This window comes from Pseudomonas sp. DY-1 (assembly GCF_003626975.1).
GTDB lineage: Bacteria > Pseudomonadota > Gammaproteobacteria > Pseudomonadales > Pseudomonadaceae > Metapseudomonas.
The window spans coordinates 1,305,503-1,330,628 of record NZ_CP032616.1 but is presented as its reverse complement, the minus strand read 5'-3'; the positions used below and the strand labels follow the sequence as shown (position 1 = coordinate 1,330,628).

Here is a 25,126-nt window from a genome sequence, read left to right as displayed (position 1 = left end):
GACCCACGCCGCCGACAGGGCATCCCTGTCGGCGGCGTGGCATTTCAGGGGCACATTACTTCAGCGGGCGTTCTCCGGCAGGGTGCTCTCCAGGTATTCGACCACGCTGCCATGGACGTAATGAAAGCCCTCCAGGAATCGCGCCGAGGGTGTGTATCTCAATGCATAGAACCGCGGCAGGATTTTGCTGCGGGTCAGACTCGTGTACTGCTGCATGTACTCGGTCGGCGCATCTATCCAGCCCGCCATCAGATGGAAGTAATGGCTGAAGCTGCCCTGCTGCATGACCATGGGGATGAACAGCAGCTCATTCGTCGAACGGCCCGAGAGCAGGTGACCGATGCTCTCAGTGATTGCGACAGGCTCTATAGCGCCCGCCTTGGGCACGGTCACCGTGAGTTCGATCGACATCACTTTGCCAATGTCCCCATGCAGCTGCTCTGACAGCCGTACCAGCTCATCCACCTTTTCCTTGCGCTCGAAGTGTTCGACCTGCTGCGCCAAGGCGCTTGCACTGCGAGCGGCTTCCTTGCGGGTTCCCTCCCGCTCCGTCTGGTTCTGCACGATGGTGAAGAGCAGGGCGATCAGTGCCAGGAAGGACAGCGCTGGAGTCAGCAGACCGCCGATGTAGCCGCCGAATTACCCCCAGATGTCCTGGTGCTGTGAAAGGGGCAGCCCCTTGAACGCCGCCCAATAGGCGAAAAAGACCGCCGCGTAGACACACACGGCAACGACCAGAACGAACTTGATGAGGGACCGAGGCTTCATGTCCGGCTTCCAGGCGAGGAGGGCGTTGCTGCCAAGTATGGCGGGCCTGGCCGCTAGCGCAGTCTGGAAGCATGGATTCTGCGCAGACCGAATATGTAGGAGCGAGCTTGCTTGCGAATGGGCAGGCTCGGGAGTTTCGCGAGCAAGCTCGCTCCTACAAATGCAGCCCTTGACAATGAGCAGAACTCCGGATGATCGGTCGTTGACACTCGGGCGACCGGGACTAGCCTCAAGGTGTGGGAAAAAATCCCACAACAAAATACAAACCGGCTGACACGCTTCATGCGAATTCTGAAATTGACTACAAGGTCGTATGCGGAGGTCGAGCTGGTTGGTCAGTGGCTCTAAGGAAGCGGTAACCCAATTTCCATTTCTTGCGTTCGATAGGGAGATGACTACGCAACTCCGTTCGGAGGTTCATCATGCTGCTCAAGAAGTGTTTGCTGGCGCTCGCCATTGGCGGCGTTCTATCGGCTTCGACCGTTCTAGTCCCTGACTACATCGGCGGCTTCTCCAGCGCTTATGCAAAAGATGGAGGAACTGGCGGTGGTGGCGGTGGCAGTGGTGGCGGTGGCGGTGGCAGTGGCGGCGGTGGTGGTGGTCATGGCGGTGGCGGTGGTGGTCATGGCGGTGGCGGTGGTGGTCACGGCGGTGGCGGTGGTGGTCATGGCGGCGGCGGTGGTGGTCATGGCGGCGGTGGTGGAAGTGGTGGGAGTGGCCACGGCGGGGATGGCGGTGGTCACAGCGGGTCAGGTCACAGCGGCGACGGCGACGCCGGTGGTCAGGGTGGCAACAGTGGACCGGGCAGTGCGCACAGCGGTCGTGGCAACGACCATGGTGCGAATCACGATGTTGGCGAAGCACATGGCGTAGGCCATGGTGCCGACGATGGTGCTGATCACGATGTCGGCGAAGCGCACGGTGTGGGACGGGGGGCGGATGACGGTCCCGATCACGATCTGGGCGAAGCACATGGCGTGGGCCAAGGCGCAGACGATGGGCCTGACCATGACGTCGGCGATGATCGCGGCGGTGCCTGAGCGGCCAGGCCACTGCTATACAAGACTCGGAGTGGCATAGGGACTTGTGTAGCCGGCCTGACCAGGGTGACGGATGTGATTGCCTGAAGGATCGGGGGCGACGATCAACGCCGTCGACAATAGCGGGAGACGTTCAGGGCAGGCTGCCGGGACGTCTGCCCGCGCGTTCATTTGTATTCATTTCGACAGGAGCGCCTTGAATGCAATTACCCGCTTTCCCGCCCTCGCTGTTGCCGGCGCTACAGCACGTGATGCGCCCGCTGGTGAGGCTGATGCTGAGGAAAGGGGTCACCTACAACTGCTTCGCCGAAATGCTCAAGGAAATTTTCGTCGACGTGGCCGAGCGTGAATTCCGGCTGGATGACAAACCGCCTAGCGACAGCAGGATCAGCCTGCTCACCGGCGTCCATCGCAAGGATGTCAGACGCTTGCGCAGCGGGGCGGCCGAGGAGAAAAACCATCTACCGGAGAATATCTCCCTCGGTGCCCACCTGGTCAGCGTCTGGCTGAACAATGCACCGTTCTGCAAGCAGCGCGGCCGACCATTGCCTTTGGCGCGACTCGCCAGCAGCGGCGGTGAATGCTCGTTCGATGGACTGGTCGCGACAGTCAGCAAGGATATCCGCGCCCGCGTTGTGCTGGACGAGTGGCTGCGCCTGGGCATTGTGCGGATAGACGGGCAGGACTGTGTGCACCTGGAAACCATGGCCTTCATTCCGCAGCGCGGGTTCGATGAGAAGGCCGTCTATTTCCGTCACAACCTGCATGACCATGCTTGCGCGGCCGTGCACAACCTTACCGAAGGGGGGGAGCCCTTCTTCGAGCGGAGTGTCCACTACGACAGCTTGTCGTCCGCCGCGGTCCAGCAGCTGCGCCAGGCGGTCAGCACTGAAGGCATGCAAGTGCTGATCGGGTTCAACCAGCTGGCCTCGGAACTGGAAGAAAGGGACGTGCCGGAGCCCGAGGCGCGGCAGCGAATCACCATCGGCCTCTATTTCTACACTGAAGGCAATCCACCGGACGCCTCCAGGCCGAAAACAGGCCGCTCATCATGAGAATCGCCTTACGTCTCCTGTGCGCCCTGGCATTGCTGGGCGGGACGCTGCTGTTCGTTGCTCCCGTGGCGGTGGCGGCACCCGTGTGCCTCGATCCGGGGGGAATGGGCGGCACAGGCGCTGTTGCCACCGGCGGAATAGGCGGCACTGGGGCACCAGTCGCACCCGCGGAGCATGGCGGGATCGGTGGCACAGGGGCCCCCGTCGATGACGGCGGCATCGGCGGGACCGGCATCGTGGGAACCATCACCGGCTTTGGCTCCATCTGCGTCAATGGCGTGGAAGTCCACTACGACGCCAAGGTGTCGCTCAGCGAAAACGGGCTGCCGGCCAGCAGCAAGCAACTGGCGATCGGTCAGGTGGTTGCAGTGGAAGCCCACCGATCGGCAAGAGGGCTGGTGGCCCGGAGTATTGCCATCCTCCATGCCTACGAGGGTCCGGTAACCGAGGTCGCCTCGGGCAGCATTCCCTTGCGGGTGATGGGGCAGCCGGTACGCATTGCCGACGGGGCGCGTGTGACGGCAGGGCTGCGAGTAGGCGATGCGGTGCGGGTCAGCGGACTGCGTAATTCCGTTGGCGAAGTCGTGGCCAGCCGGATCGATCGGGCACCGAAGCTCGCCCAGGCAAGCGCGATCGGTGCCATCGAGCGGCCAGGTGAACTACAGGGGCTGGCGCTGAGCAACAAACGGCTGGCACCCAAAACAGAGGTGCTTGTACGAGGCAACTGGAACGGCCGCCAGCTGGATGTCGTCCAGAGTCGGGTCGATCCGGGGCTGCCGTTCGAGGGACGCGTACGCAATGTCCTCGTGGAAGGGCTGGTGCACAAGCAGCAGGGGGACCGTGTCGAGTTGGGCGGATTCACTGTGCAACTGGGGCATGGCACTTCATTCGCCGGCGGGCGTTCAAATGAGCTGGCGGTCGACCAGCGCGTACGCGTTGCCGGGGTGATCAGGGCAGGGCGGAGCATCCATGCCGAGCGGGTCGAATTCGTCCGCGACAACCCCGACGGCTCCATTCGCCGCGGCTCGGATCACAGCGGGTCGGGTTCCGGCTCGGCGGAGTCGGAACGACACGAGAGCGGGAACTCCGGAAGCGGCGGCCATGATTCGGTGGAGCGGGTGAGGACTGAATCCAGCGGCCGCGACGGTGGAGGCGAGACGCGAGAAAGGATAGAGCGGGAGGTAGAGTCGGCATCTGGCGAACTGGAACGCCGGGAACGGATAGAAACGCGCGAGTCTGCTGACCGCGTGGAAACCCGCGAGCGGATCGAGATTTTCGAGAATGGCGTGCGCGTCGAGCGAATCGAGCGGATCGAGAAGATCGAGCGCCCCGAGCAGGTTGATAAACCGGAGCGCGTGGAAAAGATCGAACGTGTGGAGCGCGTTGAGAAGCCCGAAAGGGTTGAGAAGGTCGAACGTCCAGAGACGGTGGAGCGCCCGGAAGAGGTGGAGCGAGTGGACCGGTCCGGTCCCCACTAGCCCTGTCGTCCCGCGCTGCTGGTGCCGGGCGGTGCGCGAGAGCGGAATCCGAAAGGAAAGCTAATCTGGGGAAGGTGTTCCCCGGTCAGTTGGGGTGCCAAGTGTGGATTCCGACGTCTTGAGCGCAACGAGGTAAGCATGGCACCTACGCGCGTGATTTCCCCGATCCTGTTGGTCTTCCTCGCGGCGCCGGCCCTGGCGGATGATTTCACGATTACGTCGGGGCTCGATTACTCACGAGGAAAGTACGGAACCCCGACCGTCAGTGAAACCTGGTATGTCCCGGTGGTCGGCAAGTATGAAACCGGCCCGATGATCTACAAGCTGACCATCCCTTACCTGCATATCACCAATCCCGCCGTGGGGCCGGATGGAGAACCCTTGGCAGGCGACTGCGGCAGCGAAGAAAGTGGCCTCGGCGACACGGTGGCCAGCGCCGACTATGCGTTGCTGGATGGCAGTGACGGGGGCAGCCTGCTGCTGGACCTGATCGGCAAGGTGAAGCTACCGACGGCCGATGAGGATCATTGCCTCGGCACGGGCGAGACCGACTATTCGGCACAGGTGGACCTGACGCAGGGTTTCGGCGGTTTCAGTGGCTTCGCCACGCTGGGCTGGAAGAAGTTCGGCGATCCGTCGGACACCGACTTTCGCGACCCGATCTTCGCCTCGCTGGGCCTGGTCACGCGCGTGGCGCCGGCGACTTCCATTGGCGCTGCCTATGACTGGCGACAGAAAGTGACTTCCGATGGCGATGAAATCCAGGAGTTCACCCTGTTCCTGACCCAGAGACTCGACGCCCAATGGAAGGTCCAGGTGTACGCGCTGGCAGGCTTTTCCGATGCCAGTCCGGACTCCGGCGGTGGGGTGATGTTGAGTCACAGGTTCTGATTGCTCGCGCGGTTTGGCAGTCGTTAATGACGCGAAAATAACCACACTGAATTTGGCCATTTTCGTGTTTCCTTTGAAAGTCCTTCGTCCTCCCGCGGCTGTTTGTGGTTGTACATCCTCGTCACACTCCGTGCCCATACCGTCACTGATAACCGGAGTGCAACCATGAATCCCGCTTCCCTCGCCAGCCAGCGCTATACCACCAAGGCATACGATCCGGCCCGGCGCATCACCCAGTCGACCATCGACGAGCTGCTGGCGCTGCTCCGCCAGGCGCCGTCGTCGGTCAACTCCCAGCCCTGGCACTTCATCGTCGCCGGCAGCGCGGAAGGCAAGGCCCGCATGGCCAAAGGTACCCAGGGACCCTATGCGTACAACCAGCCCAAGGTGCTGGATGCTTCACACGTGATCCTCATCTGTGCCCGCACAGACATGACCGATGCCCATCTGGCGCAGGTACTCCAGCAGGAGCAGGACGACGGCCGCTTCCGTGACGACGAAGCTCGTGCCGGCCAGCTACGCACGCGGCAGACCTACGTGAACCTGCACCGTTTCGAGCGCAAGGACCTGCAGCACTGGATGGAGAAGCAAGCCTACCTGGCCCTGGGCACGCTGCTGCTCGGCGCCGCCGCTGTTGGCGTGGATGCCACGCCGATGGAAGGCTTCGATGTGCAATCGCTGGATACCGAGCTGGGCCTTCGCGAGCAGGGTTACACCAGCGTGGTGCTGGTGGCGCTGGGTCACCGCAGCGAGAAGGACTTCAACGCCGCACTGCCCAAATCGCGTCTGCCATCTGAACGCGTCATCACCACCCTCTGAAACCCTTTATATCCCACAGTGCCCCGTTTCCCGGGGCGCTGCACCTTCCGTGAGTTCCCGCAATTCAGGCAAGGGGCCGGAGCGCATGGACGGACCGTCCATCCCACATCCTTCCCACGAGTGAACTCAATCCGTTCGCACGCTGTCTGTCTGCTGTCGGCCCACGGGGTGGATTGCATGGCCTTTCGCTACCTGAGCGACTGCGCTGCCTTCCGTTCCATCCTGATCGCTTACCTCTCTGGAGCAATCTGCCCGGCCGGCTTTTTACGTGCCCGTTTTGCCGGGTTTTGTCCCATCGCCATGTGAAGATTGCCCATGACCCTGTCCCGTCATTTCCACGCCCGTGTTTCCCCGCTCCAGTCCCGTGCCCTCGGCGCCCTCATGCTGGGTGGCCTGCTGATGTCCGGGGCACCGGCCCAGGCCGAGGAGCCCGCTGGCAACACGCGCTGGGTGAGCGATAGCCTGACGACCTATGTTCGTAGTGGTCCGACTGACGGATATCGCATCGTGGGTACGCTGACCTCCGGGCAGAAGGTCGAGCTGCTCACGACCCAGGGCGACTACAGCCAGGTTCGTGGTGAGAATGGCAGCAGTGTGTGGATTCCCAGCCGCGACCTGCAGGAAGTGCCCGGCCAGGTCGAGCGTCTGCCGCAGCTTGAGCAGAAAGTGAGCGAGCTCAGCGCGCAGCTCGCCGGCATCGATGATTCGTGGAAGTCCCGTGTACAGGGCATGCAGGAGACACTGGATGCACGCAAGAAGCTCATCGACGAGTTGCAGGCCGCGCGCTCGGCGCTGGATGCCGAGCTGACCCAGGCCCGCTCTGAACTGCGTGATGCACAGGCGCAGTTGGGCGACGAGAACAAGCAAGTGCTGATGCGCTACATGGTCTACGGCGGCAGCATCGCCGGTGCAGGTCTCCTGGCCGGGCTGATCCTGCCGACCTTCCTGCGCGTGCGGCGCAAGCGCAACGATCAGTGGGTGTGATGAGCTGAAACCGCCTCGGCGGCCCTGTCTGCATAATGCGTCGGGGCTAGCGGGGCGGCGCCAGATTCAGCTTCGCAGCAGATGCACGGCTAGCCCACGTCGGCGGTAAGGCCGGCCAGTGGTGTTATCCATGGCGCGGCCCTCCCTGAAAGCGGGTGCCAGAACTCAGTGCGGCCCGCGATGGCGGATGGTCTTGAGCAGGTCGTCCGGGGTGATCTGGCCCACGACATTGCTCGCTGCGCTACCCGGTTGCGGCAGGTCGAGGATGTGGCCCTTCATCTTGCCCACCACGTGCATTTCGCAGGGCTTGCAGTCGAATTTCAGGGTCAGCACTTCATCCCCGTGGACCAGTTGCATCGGCGCCACCTTGGTGCGTACACCGGTCACGCCCTTGGCCTGTTTCGGGCACAGGTTGAACGAGAAGCGCAAGCAGTGCTTGGTGATCATCACCGGGACTTCGCCAGCTTCTTCGTGCGCCTCGTAGGCCGCATCGATCAACTGCACACCGTAGCGATGGTAGAAGTCGCGCGCCTTCTGGTTGTAGACGTTGTACAGGAACGACAGGTGCGCCTCTGGATACACCGGCGGCGGCACGCTGACGGCCTTGCGGCTGCCGTGGGGGTGGGCGGCTACACGGGCCTCGGTCAGTGCCTCGATCGCCTCGCGGCGCAGGGCCTTGAGCTGGGACGCGGGGATGAAATAGGCCTGGGGCGCATCCAGTTCGATGCGCTGGGCGTGATAGCTGGTGGTACCCAACTGGCCCAGCAGGTCATGCAGCTGCTCCAGGGCCTGCTCGGGTTTGTTAGCCGCCCCGAACGGACCGTCCAGCCTGACATGGGCGCTGACGCCTTCCTCGCTGGTGGCGGTCAGCTCGAGGCCGTCTTCGCGCAGACTGGCCTTCCAGTCGACGCCAACCCGGCGTTCCGCCGAGGTCTTCAGCAGCGCCTGTTGCCAGTTGTGGTCCAGGTTGCGGCTGAGCGGGTGATTGGGGCGCAGCCGGGACAGGGCGGCCGGCATTTCATTGGGCTCGACGCGGTAGCGCCAGCGCTTTTCGCCTTCTTCCTCGAACTCCCCCTTCAGTTCGGCGATGTTAGCCCGGAAGCCCACGACCTCACGTTTGACCAGCACATTGAGACCGTCGCCGTTGGACAGCGGCTCATGGGTCACGGCAATGAGGTCGCGCTTGCCGACTTTCTCCACCTGGCCAACCAGCAAACCGGTGAAGGTCGGCGTGTCGAAGGCGCCGATGTCGATCTTGCGCTCGGTGACAAAATAGTCGGTGCTGCCGCGGTGGAAGGTCTTGTCCGGGTCCGGTACGAAGAAGTGATCAGTACGGCCGCTGGAGGCACGGGCCAGATCGGGACGCTCGGCGAGGATGCCGTCGAGGCGCTGGCGGTAGTACGCAGTGATGTTCTTGACGTAGCTCGCATCCTTGTAGCGGCCTTCGATCTTGAAGGAGCGCACTCCGGCGTCCACCAGGGCACTCAGGTTGGCGCTCTGGTTATTGTCTTTCATCGACAGGAGGTGCTTCTCGAAGGCCACCACGCGGCCCTGATCATCCTTCAGGGTGTAGGGCAGGCGGCAAGCCTGGGAGCAGTCGCCCCGGTTGGCGCTGCGTCCGGTCTGGGCGTGGGAGATGTTGCACTGACCGGAGAAGGCGACGCAGAGCGCGCCATGGATGAAGAACTCGATAGCTGCATCGGTTTCATCGGCGATGGCACGGATCTGCTTGAGGTTCAGTTCGCGGGCGAGCACCAGTTGGGAGAAACCGGCCTGGTCGAGGAACTTCGCTCGCTCCAGGGTGCGGATATCGGTCTGGGTGCTGGCGTGCAGCTCGATGGGCGGGATGTCCAGTTCGAGCACGCCCATGTCCTGCACGATCAGCGCATCGACGCCCGCGTCGTAAAGCTCGTGGATCAGCTTGCGCGCCGGCTCCAGCTCGTCGTCGTGGAGGATGGTGTTGATGGTGACGAATACGCGCACATGGAAGTGGTGGGCGAACTCCACCAGTTTGGCGATATCCGCCACTTCGTTGCAGGCGTTATGGCGGGCGCCGAAGCTTGGGCCGCCGATGTACACGGCGTCGGCGCCATGCAGGATGGCCTCACGGGCGATGTTCACATCACGGGCGGGGCTGAGCAGTTCTAATTGGTTTTTGGGTAAGGGCATGGCAATCACGTCCGGCACGGGTGCGGGTGGCGCATTGTAGCGGGCATGCGCCACCTGAGCATCCATGGAGTGCCGGATGGTGGACGGCTTCGTCCGGCGGCACAACAGGATGCCCAGGGCCACCGGAGAAGGGCGCTAACGGTTGTAACTGGCGGTTCCGTAGCCGGAGCCTTCAGCGCGTCGAGGCTGGCGGGATGGAGTAGGTACCCACGACATGGGCCACCGGCTCCTCCAGACCTTCCGAAAAGAGCGAAACCTCGCCCACTGCCAGGGTCTTGCCGACCTTCATCAACCGGCACTCGCCAATGATGCGTTTGCGCGCTTCGGGCTTGCGCAGGAAGTTGATGGTGAGGCTGGTGGTGACGGCCAGGGGAACGATGCCGATCTCGCCCAGTAGGGCGACGTAGAGCGCCACATCGGCAAGTGCCATCAGGGTGGGGCCGGAAACGGTGCCGCCGGGCCGCAGGTCGGACTCATCGACCTCCTGCGAAACACGCGCGCTGCGATCCCACACTTCGTCGACCACGACGCGGGTCTGGGGGAATTCCTGCTGGATGAATCGCGCTATCGCTTCCGTCTTGCCGATCATGTCGAACGCTCCTGGCTACATATCGCCCGGACGCTGCCACATCCCCGCCGACCCTGTCCATGCCGGGCCAGAATCGAAATTTTACCTGGTGCAACATCATTCTCATGTTCGACAGCTCGCTCCTCGGACCTTGTCTCGAAGAGTAGCCAGGATGTCATTCATCGATTCGGTGATCGCTCATGTATTGGGACTGGAAGTCGGGCTTCATCACGCATATGCGCGACTTGCCTGCCGGACGGATGAAGAAGCGCTACATGACCTGCGAATCCATCTGCGTAAATTGCGCAGCCTGCTGCGCCCCATGCGTCGTCTGGCAGCGCCCAAGGAGTTGGATGCGGCAGCCGCTGACGTCGGCCGGCTGACGACTCCGGTGCGCGACCTCGAAGTGCTGATCGTTGAACTCCAGCGGCAGGGCTTCGTTGATCAGGCGGAGCGTCGCAGGCACCTGCTGGAGTCCCACTACGCCATCATCGAACGCAGCGCCACGCTGCAGCGTTTCATGGCGGTGCTGGATGCCTGGCCAGCACGGATGCGCGAGGCAGAGCTCAATGGTGAGCTCGACAACCTTCGCGAACGGGTGAAGATTCGCCTGCAACGGCAGTTGCAACGTCTACGCGAATCCCTTGCCGATCCGGCATTCGATCGCCACGCCTTGCGCCTCCTGGTCAAACGCATGCGTTATGCCCATGAGGCTTACCCCAAACTCTCCCCAATCGGGCATGACGCGGTTACGGCGCTGAAGGCCGTGCAGTCCGCCTTGGGCGATTGGCACGACCACTTCCAGTGGTGCCTGAAAGCCGATCAGGAGGCGGACCTGCTGGTACTCAAGGATCGTTGGGAAATCGCCGGAGCTGCCGAGTTGAGTGCAGCCGAAGTTGAGCTTTCCATCCTGGCAGAATGCCTGGAAGAGGAATCCCATTCGGCTGCATAGGGTGTCCGCCGGTTCAGACTGCTTCAATCAACTCGGGCCTGGCAGCGGTCTCGAACAGTTTCAGTCCGATGGATCGAGCCGCTTCCAGGTAGGGCGCCGGGTCATTGGATTCCGACTCGAAATACACCGCAGAGGTCAGTACCGTCGCGCCGCAGTAATCGAAGATGCCGTGATCGATCTGCGTTTTCATCGCTTCGCTATAGCCGTGGCGTTCGAAGGTGCCCGCATCGGCACCCGCCACACCGATCAGATGGACCTTGAGGTGGCGCAGCTTCTTCTTCAGCCCGCCATCCAGGCTGTACTCGAAGGCCCATCCGTTGGCAAAGACACGATCGATCCAACCCTTGAGCACGCCGGGCATCGACCACCAGTAAACCGGGAAGACAAGCACCAGCGCATCTGAACGGTCGATACGGGCCTGCTCGGCTGCGACGTCGGCTGGGGGTGCCACTTGGTGGCGGTGGACGGCGTGATCCGCGAAGTTGAACCGCGGATCGAAGCCCTCCGCGGCAAGGTTGGCGATCTCCGAGTCATGGCCGGAGTGCTTCAGTCCATCGGCAACCTGTGCAGCGAGGCTGTGGGTGAGCGAACGGGGATCATGGTGGGCGACGACAATCAGGGCGTGCATGGCAGGGCTCCTGCGGGTGGATTGCGGCTGAGACTGGCGCCCGATATCCTGTGCGCCAAGTTACTTTTGGTAAGTTACGATTGGTAACTTACGTTTGGTAGGTTAGCCATGTCAACACTCGATGAAGAGGCGCGTCCGCGCCGTCGTTTATCCCGGGAAGAGCGGCAGCGGCAGCTGCTGGATGTCGCTTGGCAGATGGTCCGGGAGGAGGGCACCGATGCGCTTTCCCTGGGCCGATTGGCCGAGCAGGCGGGCGTCACCAAGCCCGTGGTCTATGGCCACTTCAAGACTCGGGGAGGGCTGCTTGCGGCGTTGTACGTGGAGTTCGATACACGCCAGACGGCGCTGATGGATGCGGCGCTGGAGGCCAGCGAGACGACGCTGGAGGGTAGGGCTGCGGTGATCGCCTCGTCCTATGTCGAATGCGTACTGTCCCAGGGGCGTGAGATTCCGGGGGTGATCGCGTCCCTGGCTGCTTCACCCGAGCTTGAGTCCATCAAGTGCGAGTACGAGTCGGTGTTCCTGGAAAAGTGTCGGGCTGCGCTGGCGCCCTTCGCGGGCGAGGGGGGCATTAGCCCGGCCGGGTTGCGTGTCATGTTGGGTGCGGCGGAGGCACTGTCCCATGCCGCTGCAACCGGAGAGATCACGCCGCAGGAGGCGCGGGATGAACTCCGCGCAACCATCGTGGCCATGGTCGAGCGCAACGCCCGGCGTAGTTGAGACAGTGCGTCACTGCACCTGCAACCATTGTTCCTGGCGCGCCAGAACCGCGCTGGCGGGCTCGCCTACCAGCTCGGCATAGAGCGCCGGCGCGGTGGCCCCTTCGGTGCTGATCAGCAGGACGCGTGACTGGCGGTCGAGCCCAAGTTCAGCAGCCTGGGGAGTGCCCATCAGCTGCCTGAGACCAGCAAGCCCGGCCACTGCAGACTCGCCTGCCACAAGCGGCAGGTCACGTTCGCTTCCCTTGGCCAGGACGCGCATCGCCGCTACGGCCTCGGCGTCTTCCACAGTCATGAAATGGTCGATGCAGCCTTCCAGGAACTGCCAGGCCAAAGGAGATGTTTCACCGCAAGCCAGCCCGGCCATCACCGAGTCCACCGAGCCGCTGGCCCGGGTTGCCTTTCCGGTCAGGGCACTCTGGTAGAGGCAATCGGCTTGTGTTGGCTCGACGACGATCATGGTTGGTCGCGCGGCGTCGTAACGCTCCCAGAGGTAGCTGGCAATCCCGGCCGCGAGGCCGCCAACACCGCCTTGTAGAAATACATGGCTGAACGGGCATCCGGCCTGCTGCGGCGCCAATGCTTCCAGCGCTTCCGCGGCAATGATCGCGTAGCCCTGCATCACATCGCGGGGTATTTCTGTGTAGCCCTCGTAGGAGGTGTCGGACACCACGGTCCAGCCATTTGTGGCTGCCAGCCTGGCCGCTTCGTGCACCGAATCGTCGTAGTTGCCGTCAATGCGGATAATGCGTGCGCCGTAGGCTGCGATGGCCTGCTCCCGCTCAGTATTGACATGCGCGTGGAGGACGATCACGCAGCGGCAACCAACGCTTTGTGCCGCAGCCGCGAGGGCTCGGCCATGGTTGCCGTCGGTGGCGCTGATCACCGTGAACTCGGCCAGAGACTCGGCAAAATTTCCCGCGAGCAAGGCCCGGGGCTCCAAAACCATATCGGGGAAACGCCGCAGGATGAGACGCACGAGTGCAACGGGTGCTCCCAGGACCTTGAAGCTGCCCAACGCCGAACGCACCGCTTCGTCCTTGAGCAGCACCTGGCCGACACCCAGATCACGCGCAAGGTCAGGCAGTTGCCACAAGGGCGTGACCGCGCGCTCGAAGCGGCTCCAGCTGGAAAGCAAGGTGCGGCTCTCGGTGGCCTGGGTCACGCTCATGATGGCGCGCAAGTCGTCGGGATAGGCGCGGCGAGTGCATTTGGGGTTGGCGATCAGCATCGTGGACTCCGGAAACTAAGACAGGGAAGGGTGGTCAGGCCTGGGCAAGCCGCTGTTGCACCACATCGAGCAGGACCTGCGCGCCGGCCAGCAGCAGATCGTCACTGGTGTGCTCGCGAGGGTTGTGACTGATGCCACCCTGACTGGGCACGAAGATCATCGCCGCCGGCGCGATGCGCGCGATCATCTGCGCATCATGGCCTGCGCCGGAGGTCATGCGCCTGTGGCTGAGTCCCAGACGGTTGGCCGAGGATTCGATGGCAGCGGCCAGCTCCGCATTGAAGGTCACCGGCTGGAATCGCACTAATTGCTCGCTCCAGACCTCGACGCCTTCTTCGTCAGCCATGCGTGCCAGCAAAGCCGCCAGCTTCTGTTCGGCAACGCGAAGGTGCGATTCATCGGGATGACGCAGATCCACCGTGAAGACCGCCTTGCGCGGAATGACGTTGATCAGGTTCGGTTCCAAGCGCAGGCAGCCGGCCGTTGCCAGGGTGCCGTCGACTGCTATCTCGCGTAGTTCGCTGATCACGCTGCTGGCCACCCAACCCGCGTCCCGGCGCAGGTGCATGGGCGTCGTACCGGCATGGTTGGCGCTGCCCTTGATGGTGATCTGCTGCCAGGAAATGCCCTGAAGGTTCTCGACCACGCCAATCTGGATACCTTCGGCTTCCAGAATCGGCCCCTGCTCTATATGCAGTTCCAGGTACTCGTGAGGTGCCAGCGCGCCGGGCGAGAGGTCGCCGGCGTAACCAATGCGATCCAGTTCATCGCCCAGGCGGGTGCCGTCGGTGCCCAGCGTATCCAGCGCGACTTCAATATCCAGACCGCCTGCGTGTACCAGCGAGCCCATCATGTCCGGCTGGTAGCGCACACCTTCTTCATTGGTAAAGGCGGCAACCGTGATCGGGCGGGTTGGTGTCGTGGCGGCGTCGCGAAACGCCCGCACCACGGCCAGCCCGGCGAGCACGCCGTAACAGCCATCCAGTTCGCCGGCGTCAGCCACGCTGTCGATGTGTGAGCCGATCATCAGCGGCGCTTGCTGATCGCCATCCGCGCCCAGGGTACCGAAGATGTTGCCTATGCGGTCTGTCCGCACGTTCAGGCCCAGCGCGTCCATCCATTGCCGCAACCGGTCACGGCCGGCTTTATCGGCATCAGTCAGCGCGATTCGGGTGCGGCCCTCCCGGCCAGGCTCGATGCCGATCTCGCCCAGGCTACGAATCTGCTTGAGCAGGGTTTCACCGTCGAGCTGCAACGGTTGCGCATCGGAAGGAAGACTCATCAGGCAGGCTCCGGGAAAGCAAATCAGTCGATGGCGTAATAATATTGCTCGGGTACGCACTTTTTTCTCTGATTACAGGTACTTTGCGCATTTCTATTTCGAGAAAGCCCCGTTTCGATCAACTCTCAATCGAGCCCTGCCCATGAATCTGGATGCCTTCGATCTCAAGCTGCTCAAGGAAGTCCAGCAGGACGCCGGATTGTCCCAGGCGGAGCTGGGCGACCGGGTCAATCTCTCGGCTGCCGCTGTCAATCGTCGGCTCAAGCGCCTCAACGAGGAAGGCGTGATTCGCAGGACGGTGGCCCTGGTGGACCCGCAGCAATTGGGGCACCAGCTGACCGTAATCACGGAAGTAGAAGTCGAGAGCGAACGGCTCGACCTGCTGGATGCGATGAAACGCAGCTTCCTCGCCTGTCCGCAGGTGCAGCAGTGCTACTACGTGGCAGGCGAGTTCGACTTCGTGCTGGTCCTCGCGGTCAGGAGCATGGAGCAATACACCGACCTGACCCGGCAGCTCTTCTTCGAGAGCAACAACGTCAAGCGCTTCCGTACGCTGGTGTCCATGAGCAATGTGAAGGTAGGGCTGGAGGTTCCCGTCGATATCGACGCGGATTCCTGACGTCCCTTGGCAGTGCCGTTCAGTCGAAAACGAAGGCGGCAATGTGCCTGGCGCTGGCCCTAGGATACTGCAGGTGCGGCCCGTGGCCGGTACTCGGCAGGGTGACGAGATGTAGGGTTGGCAGGGTGCGGCTCAGTGCATGCCAATTCTCGACCGGGAATACGATGTCGTGGTCGCCGCCGAGGTGCATCACCGGAATACGGGTGGTACGCAGTGCATCCAGAGCGGGCTGTAGCGGAAACATCGGGTTGCGCGGCCCCTCTCCCAGTTGCTGGCCAGCCCATTCGTGCGGTACCTCGGGGCATCGGCCCTCCTTGCGCGAGGCGATACGTTCGGCGGAGCGCAGGGCTTCTTCGCGACTGGCAGGCGAGGTCGGTTCGAAGAACAGGTGAACAAAATCCTCGAAGTCGTTCTCCCGGCGCGCCAGCTCATAGAACAGCGGCTCGCCAGTCTTCACCAGTTGACCGGGCGGTGTGGTGCCAAGCAGCACGAGGTGGCTGACGAGCTGTGGTGCTTGCAGCATGGCCACCTGTGCGGCGATTCCGCCGAGCGACCAGCCGCCGAGCACGACCTTGCCTAGTCCCAGTGTGGTGATCAGCTCGATGGTGTCACGTGCCAGCGATGCCGGGTCATAGGTGGGTGTACCGTCGGACAGCCCCAGGCCGCTGTAATCGAAGATATACACCTTGAAGCCCTGTGCCGTGAGCTCATCGAGGAATGCCGGGTCCCAGGAGTCCATCACACCGCGAAAACGCAGGCACAGCACCATTGGCATGCCATCGCCGATCACTCGGTAGGCCAGGCGACGGCCACTGCATTCGACGAACTGGTTGGGTACCTGGCTGGCGGATTGGACGTTCGGCATGGCGTCGCTCCCTCGAGGCGTTGGGCGGCAGGATGATGAATCACACTGATACCGTCATAGCGGTCCGCAACCGCAGCGCGAAGGAGGAGGGGCATGGCCCCGTGCATGCGAAGCAATGATGGCATCCATGCAGGGTAGTTCAGGCGAATGGATGCGGCGGTTCAAGGCCATGGCCGCCAATCGGATTGGTGGCCATGGCAGTTTGCAGGGTAGTCAGGCTCGCCTTGCACGCTTTACCAGCAAGCGCCCGTAGAGCAGTCCGACCACCCCGGCGACAACCGAGGCCACCAGTACACCCAGCTTGGCAGCGCTCAGCAGGTCGGGTTGGTTGAAGGCAAGATTGGCAATGAAGATCGACATGGTGAAACCAATGCCGGCCAGACAGCCGATCAGCACCATCCACGACCAGGTCATACCCGGTGGCAAGCTGCACCAGCCCATGCGCACCATCAGCCAGCTGCTGCACAGAACGCCGAGTGGTTTGCCCAGCACCAGTGCCAGCGCGACTCCTGAGAGCACTGCCAGCGAACCGCCCTGGTCAAGGTTCACACCCGCCAGACTCACGCCGGCGTTGGCGAGGGCGAACAGTGGCATGACCAGGTAGGCGACCCAGGGATGCAGGGCCATCTGCACGCGCGTTACCGGAGGCAGGAGCTCCCGCTGCGCCTGACGAAGCTGCTTGATGAACTCCATCAGCTCGGCACCACCATTGGGCGCTTGTTCGCGCGCGGCAAATTCATTGATGGCTCGCGAAGCCAACTGCAGGGGCGGGTCCATGACCTTGACCGGGCGAACCGGGGTCATCAGACCGAGCACGACGCCCGCCAGCGTCGGGTGGGCGCCGGTCTTCAGCAGGCCGAACCAGAGCAGCGCGCCGGGCAGCAGATAAGCGTAGGCCGAACCAATGCCGATGCGTTGCAGGCCAAGCACCAGCAGGATACCGGCAGCGGCAATGGCGAAGCCGAGTGGGTCGAGTCCGCCCGAATAGAACAGCGCGATGATCAGCACGGCGACGATGTCGTCGATGATCGCCAGCGCCAGCAGGAAGACCCGCACCGAAGCTGGCACCGAACGTCCCAGAAGCGCCAGGACGCCGACTGCAAATGCGATGTCCGTGGCCGTTGGTACTGCCCAGCCCTGGCGCAATCCATCGGCGCTGTTGAATGCGAGGTACACCAGGGCGGGGACCAGGACGCCACCGAACGCAGCGACCATGGGCAGGGTGGCGAGCTTGAAGTTGGCCAGCGCGCCTTCATGGATTTCCCGGCGGATTTCCATGCCCACGACGAGGAAGAAGACCGTCATCAACGCATCGTTGATCCAGAAGTGCAGCGAGTTCGAGATAACGAAGTCACCGATGCCAATGGACAGCGGCATGTGCCACAAATGCTCGTAGCTGCTGGCGTAGGGGGAGTTGGCCCAGGTCAGCGCAGCCGCCGCGGCGATCAGCAGGACGATGCCACTGACGGCTTCGATATGGAGGAATTTTTCGAACGCGGAGAATGCCTTGTCGGCAATACGCTGCACAGCCGGCAGCGCCTTTCGGGAAGGGGCTTGGTTCATGGTCGCTAATACTCAGCAGCTTGTGCGGCGGCCCGACCAGCACATGAAACCTGTCTGGCGCAGAAGCGCATCCAGACACCCGGCGCGTAAACTACCGTGCCTTTTTTGTTTTGACCAGCACCCATTTAGCCGAGCATGAGGCTCGGGGTATCCCGAAAGGCGTGAAGCCCTTCGCTCAAAGCGCCAGGCTATGGATCAGCTGCGCGGCATCCTGCGGGTCGCGTTTGCAGGCGAAACCCATTGCACGGGCAAGACGTTGCATCCGGACATTCGTCGCGGCGTCAATCGAATACATTCGCTTGAAACCGTTGTCGCGAGCGGCGTCGATCAGGTGGCGCATCAGGATCTTGTCCAGGCCCAGGTCTTGCCAGCCGTCGGCGATGGTCACCACGCACTCGCATTGGGCTTGGTCGTTGGAAGCGGCATAACGGCTGATTCCGACTTCGATCAGTTTGCCGGCCCGATGCACCAGGGCGACGTAGGCCATCTTGCGTTGGTAATCGACCTCCATCAGGTGATCGAGCAGGTCGCTGCTGGCTTCCCTGATCGCACACAGGAAACGGAAGTGGCGTGTTTCCGGGGAAAGGTCGCGGATGAATTCGGCTTCGCGCTCGCGATCTTCCGGGCGCAACGGGCGGATGAGGACATGGCTGCCGTCCTCCAGCGTCTCGATCCAATGATCCTGGACAAGGTCGCCGGCATGGGCTGCGTGAGAATGCGCGCACGATTGCAGAGACATGGCTACGTACTCCGTATTGAAAACCTGTCTTTTTTCTACGCCGAATCGGCCGTGTGCGATTGATTGAGATCAAGCGAATCGGGATGGTTAAGAAACAATCGACGAGACGCACACTCCGATTCTTCGTAGCGCTTTGCAGGGAGCACGGGAAGTGCGGAGGACGTCTCTGGTTTGGAGCGTTTTCGGGAAGGGGAGTCGCGCCGGATAACCGGCACGACCGGGGCATCAGAGGATGCTGATGGGGTATTCGATGAATGCGCGGACTTCGTTGAGGTCCGGGCCCACTTGGTTGTCGGCGCGGTAAATCGAGTTGCGCAGCTTGAACGACAGGTCCTTGGCCGGACCGTCCTGCACCACGTACTTGAACTGGTTGAACAGCTCGCGCTCGGTGCCGTCGTTTTCGCCACCGGCAACGATGTCGGTGCCGCGCACGTAAGCGAACTTATAGGTCAGGCCGGGGATGCCATAGCCGCCGAAGTCCAGCTCGTAGCTGACCTGCCAGGACTGCTCGTCTTCCAGGTTGAAGTCCGAGTAGTAGGAGTTGGCCACGTAGATGGTGCTGCCACCGTCGCCGAAGTCGTAGGCATAGCCGGTGTCGCCAGTGTTGCGCTGATGAGCGAGGATGAAAGCATGGGCGCCGATGCTGTACTTGGCTGCGAGGCTCCACAGGGTGTTCTTGTCGTCCTGGCCGTCGCCACCAAAGGCCAGCGCGGCATCGGAGCCGTCGTCGTATTTGGTGCGGTAGATGTTGAAGTCGAAGTTCAGCGCCTGCTGCTCGTTGAACGGGATGTTGTAGTTCACGTTGGCGTAGTACTTCTTGAACTGGTCCTCCACGTCGGAGTGGTAGAGGCTCACGCTCAGGTCGTCGGTGACGGTGTAGCTGCCGCCAAACACGTCGATGCTCTTCAGACGGTTGGGGTCGCGCGCCGGGTCGCCCATGGGGCTGTCGCCGGTGAAGCGGCCGACATTCAGTTCCAGGCCTTCGATCTCCTTGCTGGTGAGCAGGGTACCGGTGAAGGCCTGGGGCAGCAGGCGGCTGTCGTCATAGGCCAGAACCGGCAGGGACGGGAACTGGTTGCCGTACTTGAGCACGGTGTTGGAGAAGCGCAGTTTCACCGCCGCACCGGCTTCGGAGAGGTCGTCCACCGGATGGCCATCGCTGTCGGTGTCGAAGAAGGCGCTGTAGTTGCGGCCGCGACCACTGTCCAGTTTCACGCCGAGCAGACCGTAGGCGTCGACACCGAAGCCGATGGTGCCCTGGGTGAAGCCCGATTCGAAGGTGCCAATGAAGCCTTGGCCCCAGGTCTTGGCGTCGTTGGTGTGGTCCTTGTAGTCCCGGTTGAAGTACGCGTTGCGCAGCAGCAGGGTGGCGCTGGCGTCTTCGACGAATCCCTTGGATTCGGATTGCTCACTGGCCATGGCGGGAACGGCGAGGGCGGCGGAAACCGCCAGCGCCAGAGCGCTCAGGGGATTGAGTTGCATCACGGGTGCTCCTGATGGTGGTTTTGTTGGTCTTGGGAAAGGCAGGAATTCAAGAAACTACCGATGACCGGGAGCAGCGAGGCCCGCCGGTGCCGATAGGAAAATCCATTGGTTATCGTTGTGATTGCCGGCTTTGCCGACGCGATGCGCGCAGAGAGTTATCACGTCTTGCATCATTCAAAAAACTGTAATCATCAATTTCGAATATTGATGGGATTAATATTTATCAATTTCACCGGTCAGTATCCTGTGCTGGACGGAACATGGAGCTGTCGATTCGCCCCGTGAATCAACAGAGGTTCCATCAACTTACTCTCTGATTCAGCCACCTCTTCGGAGGTGGCTTTTTTTGTTGCATAAAATTAATTACATGAAGTGAATATGAATGACTCCATGCAATTCATGAAGATACCTATGGATTATTGACAATGGCAGGCGCGTGCCGTACTAGACGCCTGCGCGTGAATCGGCAGGCAATTTCATGAGGATGTCAAGTGCAATAATTGCCTGGCCGATTAGCAGTTGGAGGAAGTGAAGCCCATGAATCGATATCAATAGTTTCTATCAACGTATTTGATTTGGGATGGACGGCAAAATGCGTACACTTGCCCCCGATGAAGATTTTGGTCGATGGCACTTTCCGGTCTTCCCTCAGGAATTGCGATCGACTCCTCCACTTCATCAATCCTTTGGTTTTATTTAATGGCCGCCTTATCCAGGCGGCCTTTTTTTATTCACCTGATATTTGAAAGTTGCAGGTCAACAGCATATTGGCCGTGGCGGCCTGGACGAGTCCTGCATCGAACCAGGTGCCCTGCGGCCCAGCATCAGGAGCAGCATTGCCGCAACCTGCAGCCCGGCGGCTAGGCCGAAGGGCAGCCACCCCAAGGTCAGCGATTTCATCAGGCCGAATAGGGCAGGGGCGAACGCATAAGCTCCTTGGGATATGGCCACGATCAGAGAAACTACGCGCTGGGTCAGGTGACGCGGAAATTCGGCCTGGGCAATCAAAGGGGGCAGGGAAGTGGCATTACCGATGCCGGCCCCGAACAGGACGATCCCTATCCAGATGAAGCCCGGCCAGGCATGCATCGCCATCAACAGCAGGCACCCCAGCAACTGACTGCCGTAACTGGCGCAGGCGACGATGCGCCGATCAGCGCTGGCCGACATATGGCGTCCCACCAGAACGCGCCCGGCGATGGCGCTCAAGGTCGCAAGCCCCATGGCGAATCCCGCCTGCGTGTCGCTTAGCAGTGGTGTCAGCAACAGGAACATGTGGGCAATCAGGCCGATCTGCGCAAACAGTCCCAGGGCCATGCTTGAGGCCAGTGTGAGAAAGCGCCGATTGCGCCATAGCAATGGCTCGGCTGCGGTTTGCGCTGGCGTCGCTTCGCTCGGATCCACTTTGGCACCGTCCGGATGCTGACCGAGGTGCTCCGGATGTACGCCGTAGACCTTCCACGCAAGGAAACCGACCAGGGTAAGTGTCAGCACGCTCACCACCAGGGCAGCCTGGGGGAAGCCGAGGTGATTGATCAGGAATACCCAGCCGGATGAGAACACGACACCGCCAATGCTGGCGCCGTTGTAGGCCATCGACAGTGCCGAAGGCCTGCCGCTGATGAACCAGGGCGCAATCATGGCGTTGATCGCCGCAGCGCCCATGGTCACCCAACCGAAACCGCTGAGCATCGCCGCAATGAACAGCTGCCACGGCTCGCGGGCAACAGCCCAGCCACAGACGCCGGCACAGAGCAGGAAACTCCCAAGCAGGCTGATACGCGGGATACCGAAGCGTTTATAGAGGTGGGGGAGGTTGACCACTACGAGGGTGCCAGCGAGGAAGTGCAGGGTGACGGCGGCGGAGCATAGCGGTACCGGCCAACCCGTGCGCTGGGTCACTGCATAGAGGAAAACCGGGGGACCATAAAAGCCTACGCCCCAGCCGAACAGGGCCGTCATGAAGGCCGCTAACACGACTTTTCTGCCAAAAAAGGGTGAGGACATGGCGAGCTCTCTCCATAGGGTTCGAGCCCGATTATGATGACGTCGACAACCGACACTTCGGGGAGCGCCGAATCATGGATGCAGATACCGCCGACAACCATCTCGCCGCGCTGGCCGGCGCCATCGCTGACCCCGCCCGCTCACGGATGCTTTGCAGTCTCCTCGACGGCCATGCGCGGACGGCGACCGAACTGGCCGCTGTCGCCGACATAGGTGCCTCCACTGCCAGCGGCCATTTCACCCGCCTGCTGGAGCAAGGACTGGTCGTGCTTCACGTACAGGGCCGGCACCGCTACTACCAGCTGGCGAGTCGTCAGGTCGCTCAGACGCTGGAGAGTTTACTGTCGCTGGCGGGAGTGCCCGCAGCGGCCTTCCGGCCATCGACGCCGTCCGTGCTGCGTCAGGCGCGTACCTGCTACGACCACTGCGCAGGTGAGGTCGCCGTGCAACTGCACGATGCCTTGCTGGCAGCGAACTGGATCGAAAGCCAAGACAAGGATTACCGCATCACTGACGCCGGCACCCAGGCCCTTGGGCGACTGGGGATTGACCTGGCCGAAGTGCAGCGTCAGCGCAGACGCCTGGCCTATCCGTGCATGGACTGGAGCGAGCGTACGCCGCATGTCGGCGGTGCGCTGGGAGCTGCCTTGCTTGACCTGATGCTCAAGCGCGGCTGGGTTACCCGTCACCTGGACTCCCGCGCCCTGAGCGTAACGCCCAAAGGTGTCTCCAGCCTCTCGAAGAGCTTCGGCATGGCGCTTGCCCGCCGCTGACGCGTCAGCTCCATGAAACGAACACCATTCCATGCAGGAGAAGTACGCCCATGTTGGTTGCCGAGTTGCTGAAGAAACGTATATCTGTCCGCGCCTTCACCGCAGAACCGGTCGACGCGCAAACGATGCTCGACTTGCTCGAGGCCGCACGCTGGTCGCCCTCGGGAGGCAATTTGCAGCCATGGAAAGTCATAGCTGTCAGCGGCGAAGAAAAACTCGCCCTGGAGAAACTTGCCGTGGAAACCCTGCTGAAAAATCCGAAGGGCGAGGCGGGTGACCATCCCATCTACCCGGAAAGACTCAGCGAGCCGTATCGCTCACGACGCTACAAGGTAGGCGAAGACATGTATGCGCTGCTCGGCATCCCCCGCGAAGACAAGTCCGCGCGGCTGCGCAATCTCTCACGCAATTACCAGTTCTTCGGCGCGCCGGTCGGTGTGTTCTTCGTCATTGACCGTTCGATGGGCCATGGCCAGTGGGCGCACCTGGGCATGTTCATGCAGTCACTGGCACTGCTGGCCGAAGAGCGCGGCCTGGCGACCTGCATGCAGGAAGCCTGGGGGATGGTGCGCGAGAGCCTGCATCGGCATTTCGAGCTGCCGGAGAACGAGCTGGTCTATTGCGGCATGGCGCTGGGTCATGCGGACCGCTCGGCGGCGGTGAATGGCTTGCGCTCGGATCGTGCGCCTGTGGAGGAATTCGTGCAGTTGCGGGGCTTCGACTGAATCACGGAGGCGCTTCGAGGTGCTCTGAGTAGTCACGCGGGAGTGGTGCGCTTGTAAGCAAGCGCACTCCTGCTGTGCGTCCCCCTTCAGCTTGATGTCCCCCTGCTTGATTGCGGTGGGGAAATCCAGTTGGCCCATGCTGATCCTGTCCAGCGTGGACTTGGTCAGTTTCACGGTGAGGTTGGTCTGCGGATTCGGTTTGGAGTTGCGATGGGTCAGCACTCCATTACGCTGGATTAGTCCCTAGGACTGCCCGACGTCCTCGAAAACCCAGTTGAGGACCATGCCGCGTCCCCGGGCCTTGTCGCTGTCCAGGCGAACCGCGAGATAGTCGAAGAACTGGCTTGGCGTCATCGAGCGGCCGAGGTCGGACTTAGTCGAGCCGCCGACAATGCCTGCAGTCAGGCGCACAAGAGTATCGCCGGGCGTCTGGCGATGGGCATCGTTACCCTGAGCGGCATCGTCGACAATGGTGCTGAACGTGACCTGGCGATCGAACTGGCGCAGAACGTGCGAGGCGTGAAGAGCTTCCAGTCCACCGACCTTTGCTATTGATGACCGGTCGCCAGCCTGCCCCCCAGGGAAGTGGCTCGCTGACGCCTCTCGCCGGCAGGTGGCGCCTGCCGGTGGTCCTTTCAATTGCCGACTCCTCAGGGTGCGTTCGCTCCGGTTGCGATGGCACCCCCGCTGCTCAGTGCGAAGTCGCACAGACCCGCGCACCCCCCGATATCAAGCTGGCGATACGCACCCTCGCGCAGAGCCGCCTCAAGGAAATCACCATGGACCTGAAAACACTGTTGATCGCGGCAACGGTCGCCGCTGGTCTCCCCTTCATTGGAGGATGCGCGCTTCCCGAACACGAGCAGAGCAGCAGCGAAGTCCTCTCCGACATTGCCCTCACCACTAGGGTAAAATCCGCGTTGTTGATGGAAAACGACGTGAACTCGTTCGACATCAAGGTCAAGACGTTCAACGGCACCGTGCAATTGACGGGCTTCGTCGACTCCCAGTGGCAGATCGACAAAGCGGTGCAGGTCGCCGCGGCCGTAGATGGTGTCCGCCAGGTGAAGAACGACCTACAGCACAAGTCGGCTCAGTAAGTGCCGAATGAAAAAAAGGCCCTTCCATCGAAGGGCCTTTTGCCGGCAACTTCCGTGGAGCTCACAAGCCGTTGGCTCCCGCAGGCCTGGCAGGCTGGTAGTAGGCGGCGCGGATGAATGAAGCGCTCGGGATTCGCGACTAGGTCATCTGGGCAATCAGGACGGAGTTGGTATAGATCAGGCTGCCGTCGCTGGCCCGATGGCCGACCAGATGGAAGTGGCCGCGGTTGCTGTCCGAGTCCAGATAGACGCGCAGCTGGCAATCGGAAAGCGGACTGTATTCCTGCGGCATGCTGAGGTCCAGGGTCGCCATATCGACATCGACCATGACTTCGGACAGATGGCTCTTCTGCAGATATTCCTCGGCCTGTTCCAGGCGTAGATGGTCGTTTCCAGTCAAGTAGAACTGGATGTCCTCCACCGGGGTGGACGGCTGTCCAGTGCTAGTCTTGCACCAGCCTTCGATGGTCAAGGTACTCATGGCTCTGCCCCCTTGGGCTGATACCCGGCCGGGATTGGCAGGGAAGAGTAGGGTGGCAGCCATCACCCGAAGGGTCGGTGCGCTGGCCAACTTAGCCATCGCGACAGCATACGTACGTCGACGCACAGACCACCCGGGGTCAGTGCCGCCAGACTGGACCTTGTCGCTACGGCTACCCGGTAGCC

The 25,126-nt window shown here is 62.1% G+C and carries 28 protein-coding genes and 1 pseudogene; 13 read left to right on the top strand and 16 right to left on the bottom strand.

Annotation, left to right across the window (positions count from 1 at the left end):
* Positions 1–60: 60 nt before the first annotated feature.
* The 4 genes from D6Z43_RS06460 to D6Z43_RS28690 all read right to left on the bottom strand — a co-directional run bounded on the left by D6Z43_RS06460 (position 61) and on the right by D6Z43_RS28690 (position 1,778).
* On the bottom strand, positions 61–504 hold the full coding sequence (locus D6Z43_RS06460) for a hypothetical protein (RefSeq protein ID WP_120651158.1): 444 nt from the start codon (positions 502–504) through the stop codon (positions 61–63).
* Between the two features lie 135 nt (positions 505–639).
* A complete protein-coding gene (locus D6Z43_RS28295) occupies positions 640–768 on the bottom strand; it encodes a hypothetical protein (protein WP_256660960.1) in 129 nt (42 codons plus the stop codon).
* 485 nt (positions 769–1,253) lie between these two features.
* A complete protein-coding gene (locus D6Z43_RS28695; protein ID WP_178083594.1) occupies positions 1,254–1,511 on the bottom strand; it encodes a hypothetical protein in 258 nt (85 codons plus the stop codon).
* A 6-nt stretch (positions 1,512–1,517) separates the two neighbouring features.
* Positions 1,518–1,778 carry a hypothetical protein gene (locus D6Z43_RS28690; protein WP_120651157.1) on the bottom strand — a complete coding sequence of 87 codons (261 nt, stop codon included), beginning with the start codon at positions 1,776–1,778 and terminating at the stop codon, positions 1,518–1,520.
* A 230-nt stretch (positions 1,779–2,008) separates the two neighbouring features.
* On the opposite strand from D6Z43_RS28690, the gene D6Z43_RS06440 reads away from it, so the two are divergent.
* The 6 genes from D6Z43_RS06440 to D6Z43_RS06420 all read left to right on the top strand — a co-directional run bounded on the left by D6Z43_RS06440 (position 2,009) and on the right by D6Z43_RS06420 (position 7,035).
* A complete protein-coding gene (locus tag D6Z43_RS06440) occupies positions 2,009–2,863 on the top strand; it encodes a DUF6502 family protein (RefSeq protein WP_120651156.1) in 855 nt (284 codons plus the stop codon).
* Positions 2,860–4,341, top strand: a complete 1,482-nt coding sequence (locus D6Z43_RS06435; RefSeq protein WP_162945816.1) for a DUF5666 domain-containing protein — start codon at positions 2,860–2,862, stop codon at positions 4,339–4,341. The genes D6Z43_RS06440 and D6Z43_RS06435 overlap by 4 nt, the downstream gene beginning before the upstream one ends.
* Before the next feature lie 138 nt (positions 4,342–4,479).
* Positions 4,480–5,232, top strand: coding sequence for a hypothetical protein (locus tag D6Z43_RS06430; protein WP_120651155.1), 753 nt, complete (start codon positions 4,480–4,482; stop codon positions 5,230–5,232).
* A gap of 165 nt (positions 5,233–5,397) precedes the next feature.
* Positions 5,398–6,051, top strand: coding sequence for an oxygen-insensitive NAD(P)H nitroreductase (gene nfsB, locus D6Z43_RS06425; RefSeq protein WP_120651154.1), 654 nt, complete (start codon positions 5,398–5,400; stop codon positions 6,049–6,051).
* Between the two features lie 177 nt (positions 6,052–6,228).
* A complete protein-coding gene (locus D6Z43_RS28285; RefSeq protein WP_256660958.1) occupies positions 6,229–6,357 on the top strand; it encodes a hypothetical protein in 129 nt (42 codons plus the stop codon).
* Between the two features lie 9 nt (positions 6,358–6,366).
* Positions 6,367–7,035 (top strand): TIGR04211 family SH3 domain-containing protein, encoded by a 669-nt coding sequence (locus D6Z43_RS06420; protein ID WP_120651153.1) that lies wholly within the window; start codon positions 6,367–6,369, stop codon positions 7,033–7,035.
* Between the two features lie 165 nt (positions 7,036–7,200).
* Here D6Z43_RS06420 and D6Z43_RS06415 read toward each other — a convergent pair whose 3' ends face one another.
* Together D6Z43_RS06415 and D6Z43_RS06410 are read right to left on the bottom strand one after the other, a co-directional pair.
* Positions 7,201–9,204: a U32 family peptidase gene (locus D6Z43_RS06415; RefSeq protein WP_120655202.1), complete on the bottom strand. Its 2,004-nt coding sequence runs from the start codon at positions 9,202–9,204 to the stop codon at positions 7,201–7,203.
* A gap of 172 nt (positions 9,205–9,376) precedes the next feature.
* The gene (locus tag D6Z43_RS06410; protein ID WP_120651152.1) at positions 9,377–9,793 is read right to left on the bottom strand and encodes a PaaI family thioesterase; all 417 of its coding nucleotides are present in this window, start codon (positions 9,791–9,793) and stop codon (positions 9,377–9,379) included.
* A 151-nt stretch (positions 9,794–9,944) separates the two neighbouring features.
* On the opposite strand from D6Z43_RS06410, the gene D6Z43_RS06405 reads away from it, so the two are divergent.
* Complete coding sequence (locus D6Z43_RS06405; protein WP_120651151.1) at positions 9,945–10,724, top strand: CHAD domain-containing protein; 780 nt, start codon at positions 9,945–9,947, stop codon at positions 10,722–10,724.
* A gap of 13 nt (positions 10,725–10,737) precedes the next feature.
* Here the strand turns inward: D6Z43_RS06405 and D6Z43_RS06400 are convergent, their stop codons facing one another.
* Positions 10,738–11,352, bottom strand: a complete 615-nt coding sequence (locus tag D6Z43_RS06400) for an NAD(P)H-dependent oxidoreductase (protein ID WP_120651150.1) — start codon at positions 11,350–11,352, stop codon at positions 10,738–10,740.
* 108 nt (positions 11,353–11,460) lie between these two features.
* Between D6Z43_RS06400 and D6Z43_RS06395 the strand changes: the two genes are divergently transcribed.
* Complete coding sequence (locus D6Z43_RS06395) at positions 11,461–12,072, top strand: TetR/AcrR family transcriptional regulator (RefSeq protein ID WP_120651149.1); 612 nt, start codon at positions 11,461–11,463, stop codon at positions 12,070–12,072.
* Positions 12,073–12,081: 9 nt separating this feature from the next.
* Here the strand turns inward: D6Z43_RS06395 and D6Z43_RS06390 are convergent, their stop codons facing one another.
* Together D6Z43_RS06390 and D6Z43_RS06385 are read right to left on the bottom strand one after the other, a co-directional pair.
* The gene (locus tag D6Z43_RS06390; RefSeq protein ID WP_120651148.1) at positions 12,082–13,302 is read right to left on the bottom strand and encodes a diaminopropionate ammonia-lyase; all 1,221 of its coding nucleotides are present in this window, start codon (positions 13,300–13,302) and stop codon (positions 12,082–12,084) included.
* A gap of 34 nt (positions 13,303–13,336) precedes the next feature.
* Positions 13,337–14,584: a Zn-dependent hydrolase gene (locus tag D6Z43_RS06385; RefSeq protein WP_120651147.1), complete on the bottom strand. Its 1,248-nt coding sequence runs from the start codon at positions 14,582–14,584 to the stop codon at positions 13,337–13,339.
* A 142-nt stretch (positions 14,585–14,726) separates the two neighbouring features.
* Here D6Z43_RS06385 and D6Z43_RS06380 point away from each other — a divergent pair, with 142 nt between their 5' ends.
* On the top strand, positions 14,727–15,203 hold the full coding sequence (locus tag D6Z43_RS06380) for an Lrp/AsnC family transcriptional regulator (protein WP_120651146.1): 477 nt from the start codon (positions 14,727–14,729) through the stop codon (positions 15,201–15,203).
* A 19-nt stretch (positions 15,204–15,222) separates the two neighbouring features.
* Here D6Z43_RS06380 and D6Z43_RS06375 read toward each other — a convergent pair whose 3' ends face one another.
* From D6Z43_RS06375 to D6Z43_RS06355, 5 genes are all read right to left on the bottom strand, one after another.
* Positions 15,223–16,068 (bottom strand): alpha/beta fold hydrolase, encoded by an 846-nt coding sequence (locus D6Z43_RS06375; RefSeq protein ID WP_120651145.1) that lies wholly within the window; start codon positions 16,066–16,068, stop codon positions 15,223–15,225.
* A gap of 213 nt (positions 16,069–16,281) precedes the next feature.
* On the bottom strand, positions 16,282–17,631 hold the full coding sequence (nhaA, locus tag D6Z43_RS06370) for a Na+/H+ antiporter NhaA (RefSeq protein WP_174235575.1): 1,350 nt from the start codon (positions 17,629–17,631) through the stop codon (positions 16,282–16,284).
* 175 nt (positions 17,632–17,806) lie between these two features.
* Entirely contained in the window at positions 17,807–18,370 is a 564-nt protein-coding gene (locus D6Z43_RS06365; protein WP_120651144.1) for a GNAT family N-acetyltransferase, read from the bottom strand.
* Between the two features lie 225 nt (positions 18,371–18,595).
* Complete coding sequence (locus tag D6Z43_RS06360; protein WP_120651143.1) at positions 18,596–19,852, bottom strand: OprD family porin; 1,257 nt, start codon at positions 19,850–19,852, stop codon at positions 18,596–18,598.
* Between the two features lie 759 nt (positions 19,853–20,611).
* Positions 20,612–21,862, bottom strand: a complete 1,251-nt coding sequence (locus D6Z43_RS06355) for an MFS transporter (protein ID WP_120651142.1) — start codon at positions 21,860–21,862, stop codon at positions 20,612–20,614.
* Positions 21,863–21,936: 74 nt separating this feature from the next.
* Here D6Z43_RS06355 and D6Z43_RS06350 point away from each other — a divergent pair, with 74 nt between their 5' ends.
* Positions 21,937–22,635 carry a helix-turn-helix transcriptional regulator gene (locus D6Z43_RS06350; RefSeq protein ID WP_120651141.1) on the top strand — a complete coding sequence of 233 codons (699 nt, stop codon included), beginning with the start codon at positions 21,937–21,939 and terminating at the stop codon, positions 22,633–22,635.
* A gap of 50 nt (positions 22,636–22,685) precedes the next feature.
* Positions 22,686–23,360 (top strand): nitroreductase, encoded by a 675-nt coding sequence (locus tag D6Z43_RS06345; RefSeq protein ID WP_120651140.1) that lies wholly within the window; start codon positions 22,686–22,688, stop codon positions 23,358–23,360.
* Between the two features lie 84 nt (positions 23,361–23,444).
* Here D6Z43_RS06345 and D6Z43_RS28280 read toward each other — a convergent pair.
* A pseudogene (locus D6Z43_RS28280) lies at positions 23,445–23,771 on the bottom strand (alkyl sulfatase C-terminal domain-containing protein); the annotation flags it as partial.
* A gap of 24 nt (positions 23,772–23,795) precedes the next feature.
* On the opposite strand from D6Z43_RS28280, the gene D6Z43_RS06330 reads away from it, so the two are divergent.
* On the top strand, positions 23,796–23,915 hold the full coding sequence (locus D6Z43_RS06330; protein WP_256660956.1) for a BON domain-containing protein: 120 nt from the start codon (positions 23,796–23,798) through the stop codon (positions 23,913–23,915).
* 224 nt (positions 23,916–24,139) lie between these two features.
* The gene (locus tag D6Z43_RS06325; protein ID WP_120655200.1) at positions 24,140–24,460 is read left to right on the top strand and encodes a BON domain-containing protein; all 321 of its coding nucleotides are present in this window, start codon (positions 24,140–24,142) and stop codon (positions 24,458–24,460) included.
* Between the two features lie 139 nt (positions 24,461–24,599).
* Here the strand turns inward: D6Z43_RS06325 and D6Z43_RS06320 are convergent, their stop codons facing one another.
* Positions 24,600–24,941: a hypothetical protein gene (locus tag D6Z43_RS06320; protein ID WP_120651137.1), complete on the bottom strand. Its 342-nt coding sequence runs from the start codon at positions 24,939–24,941 to the stop codon at positions 24,600–24,602.
* Between the last annotated feature and the right edge of the window lie 185 nt (positions 24,942–25,126).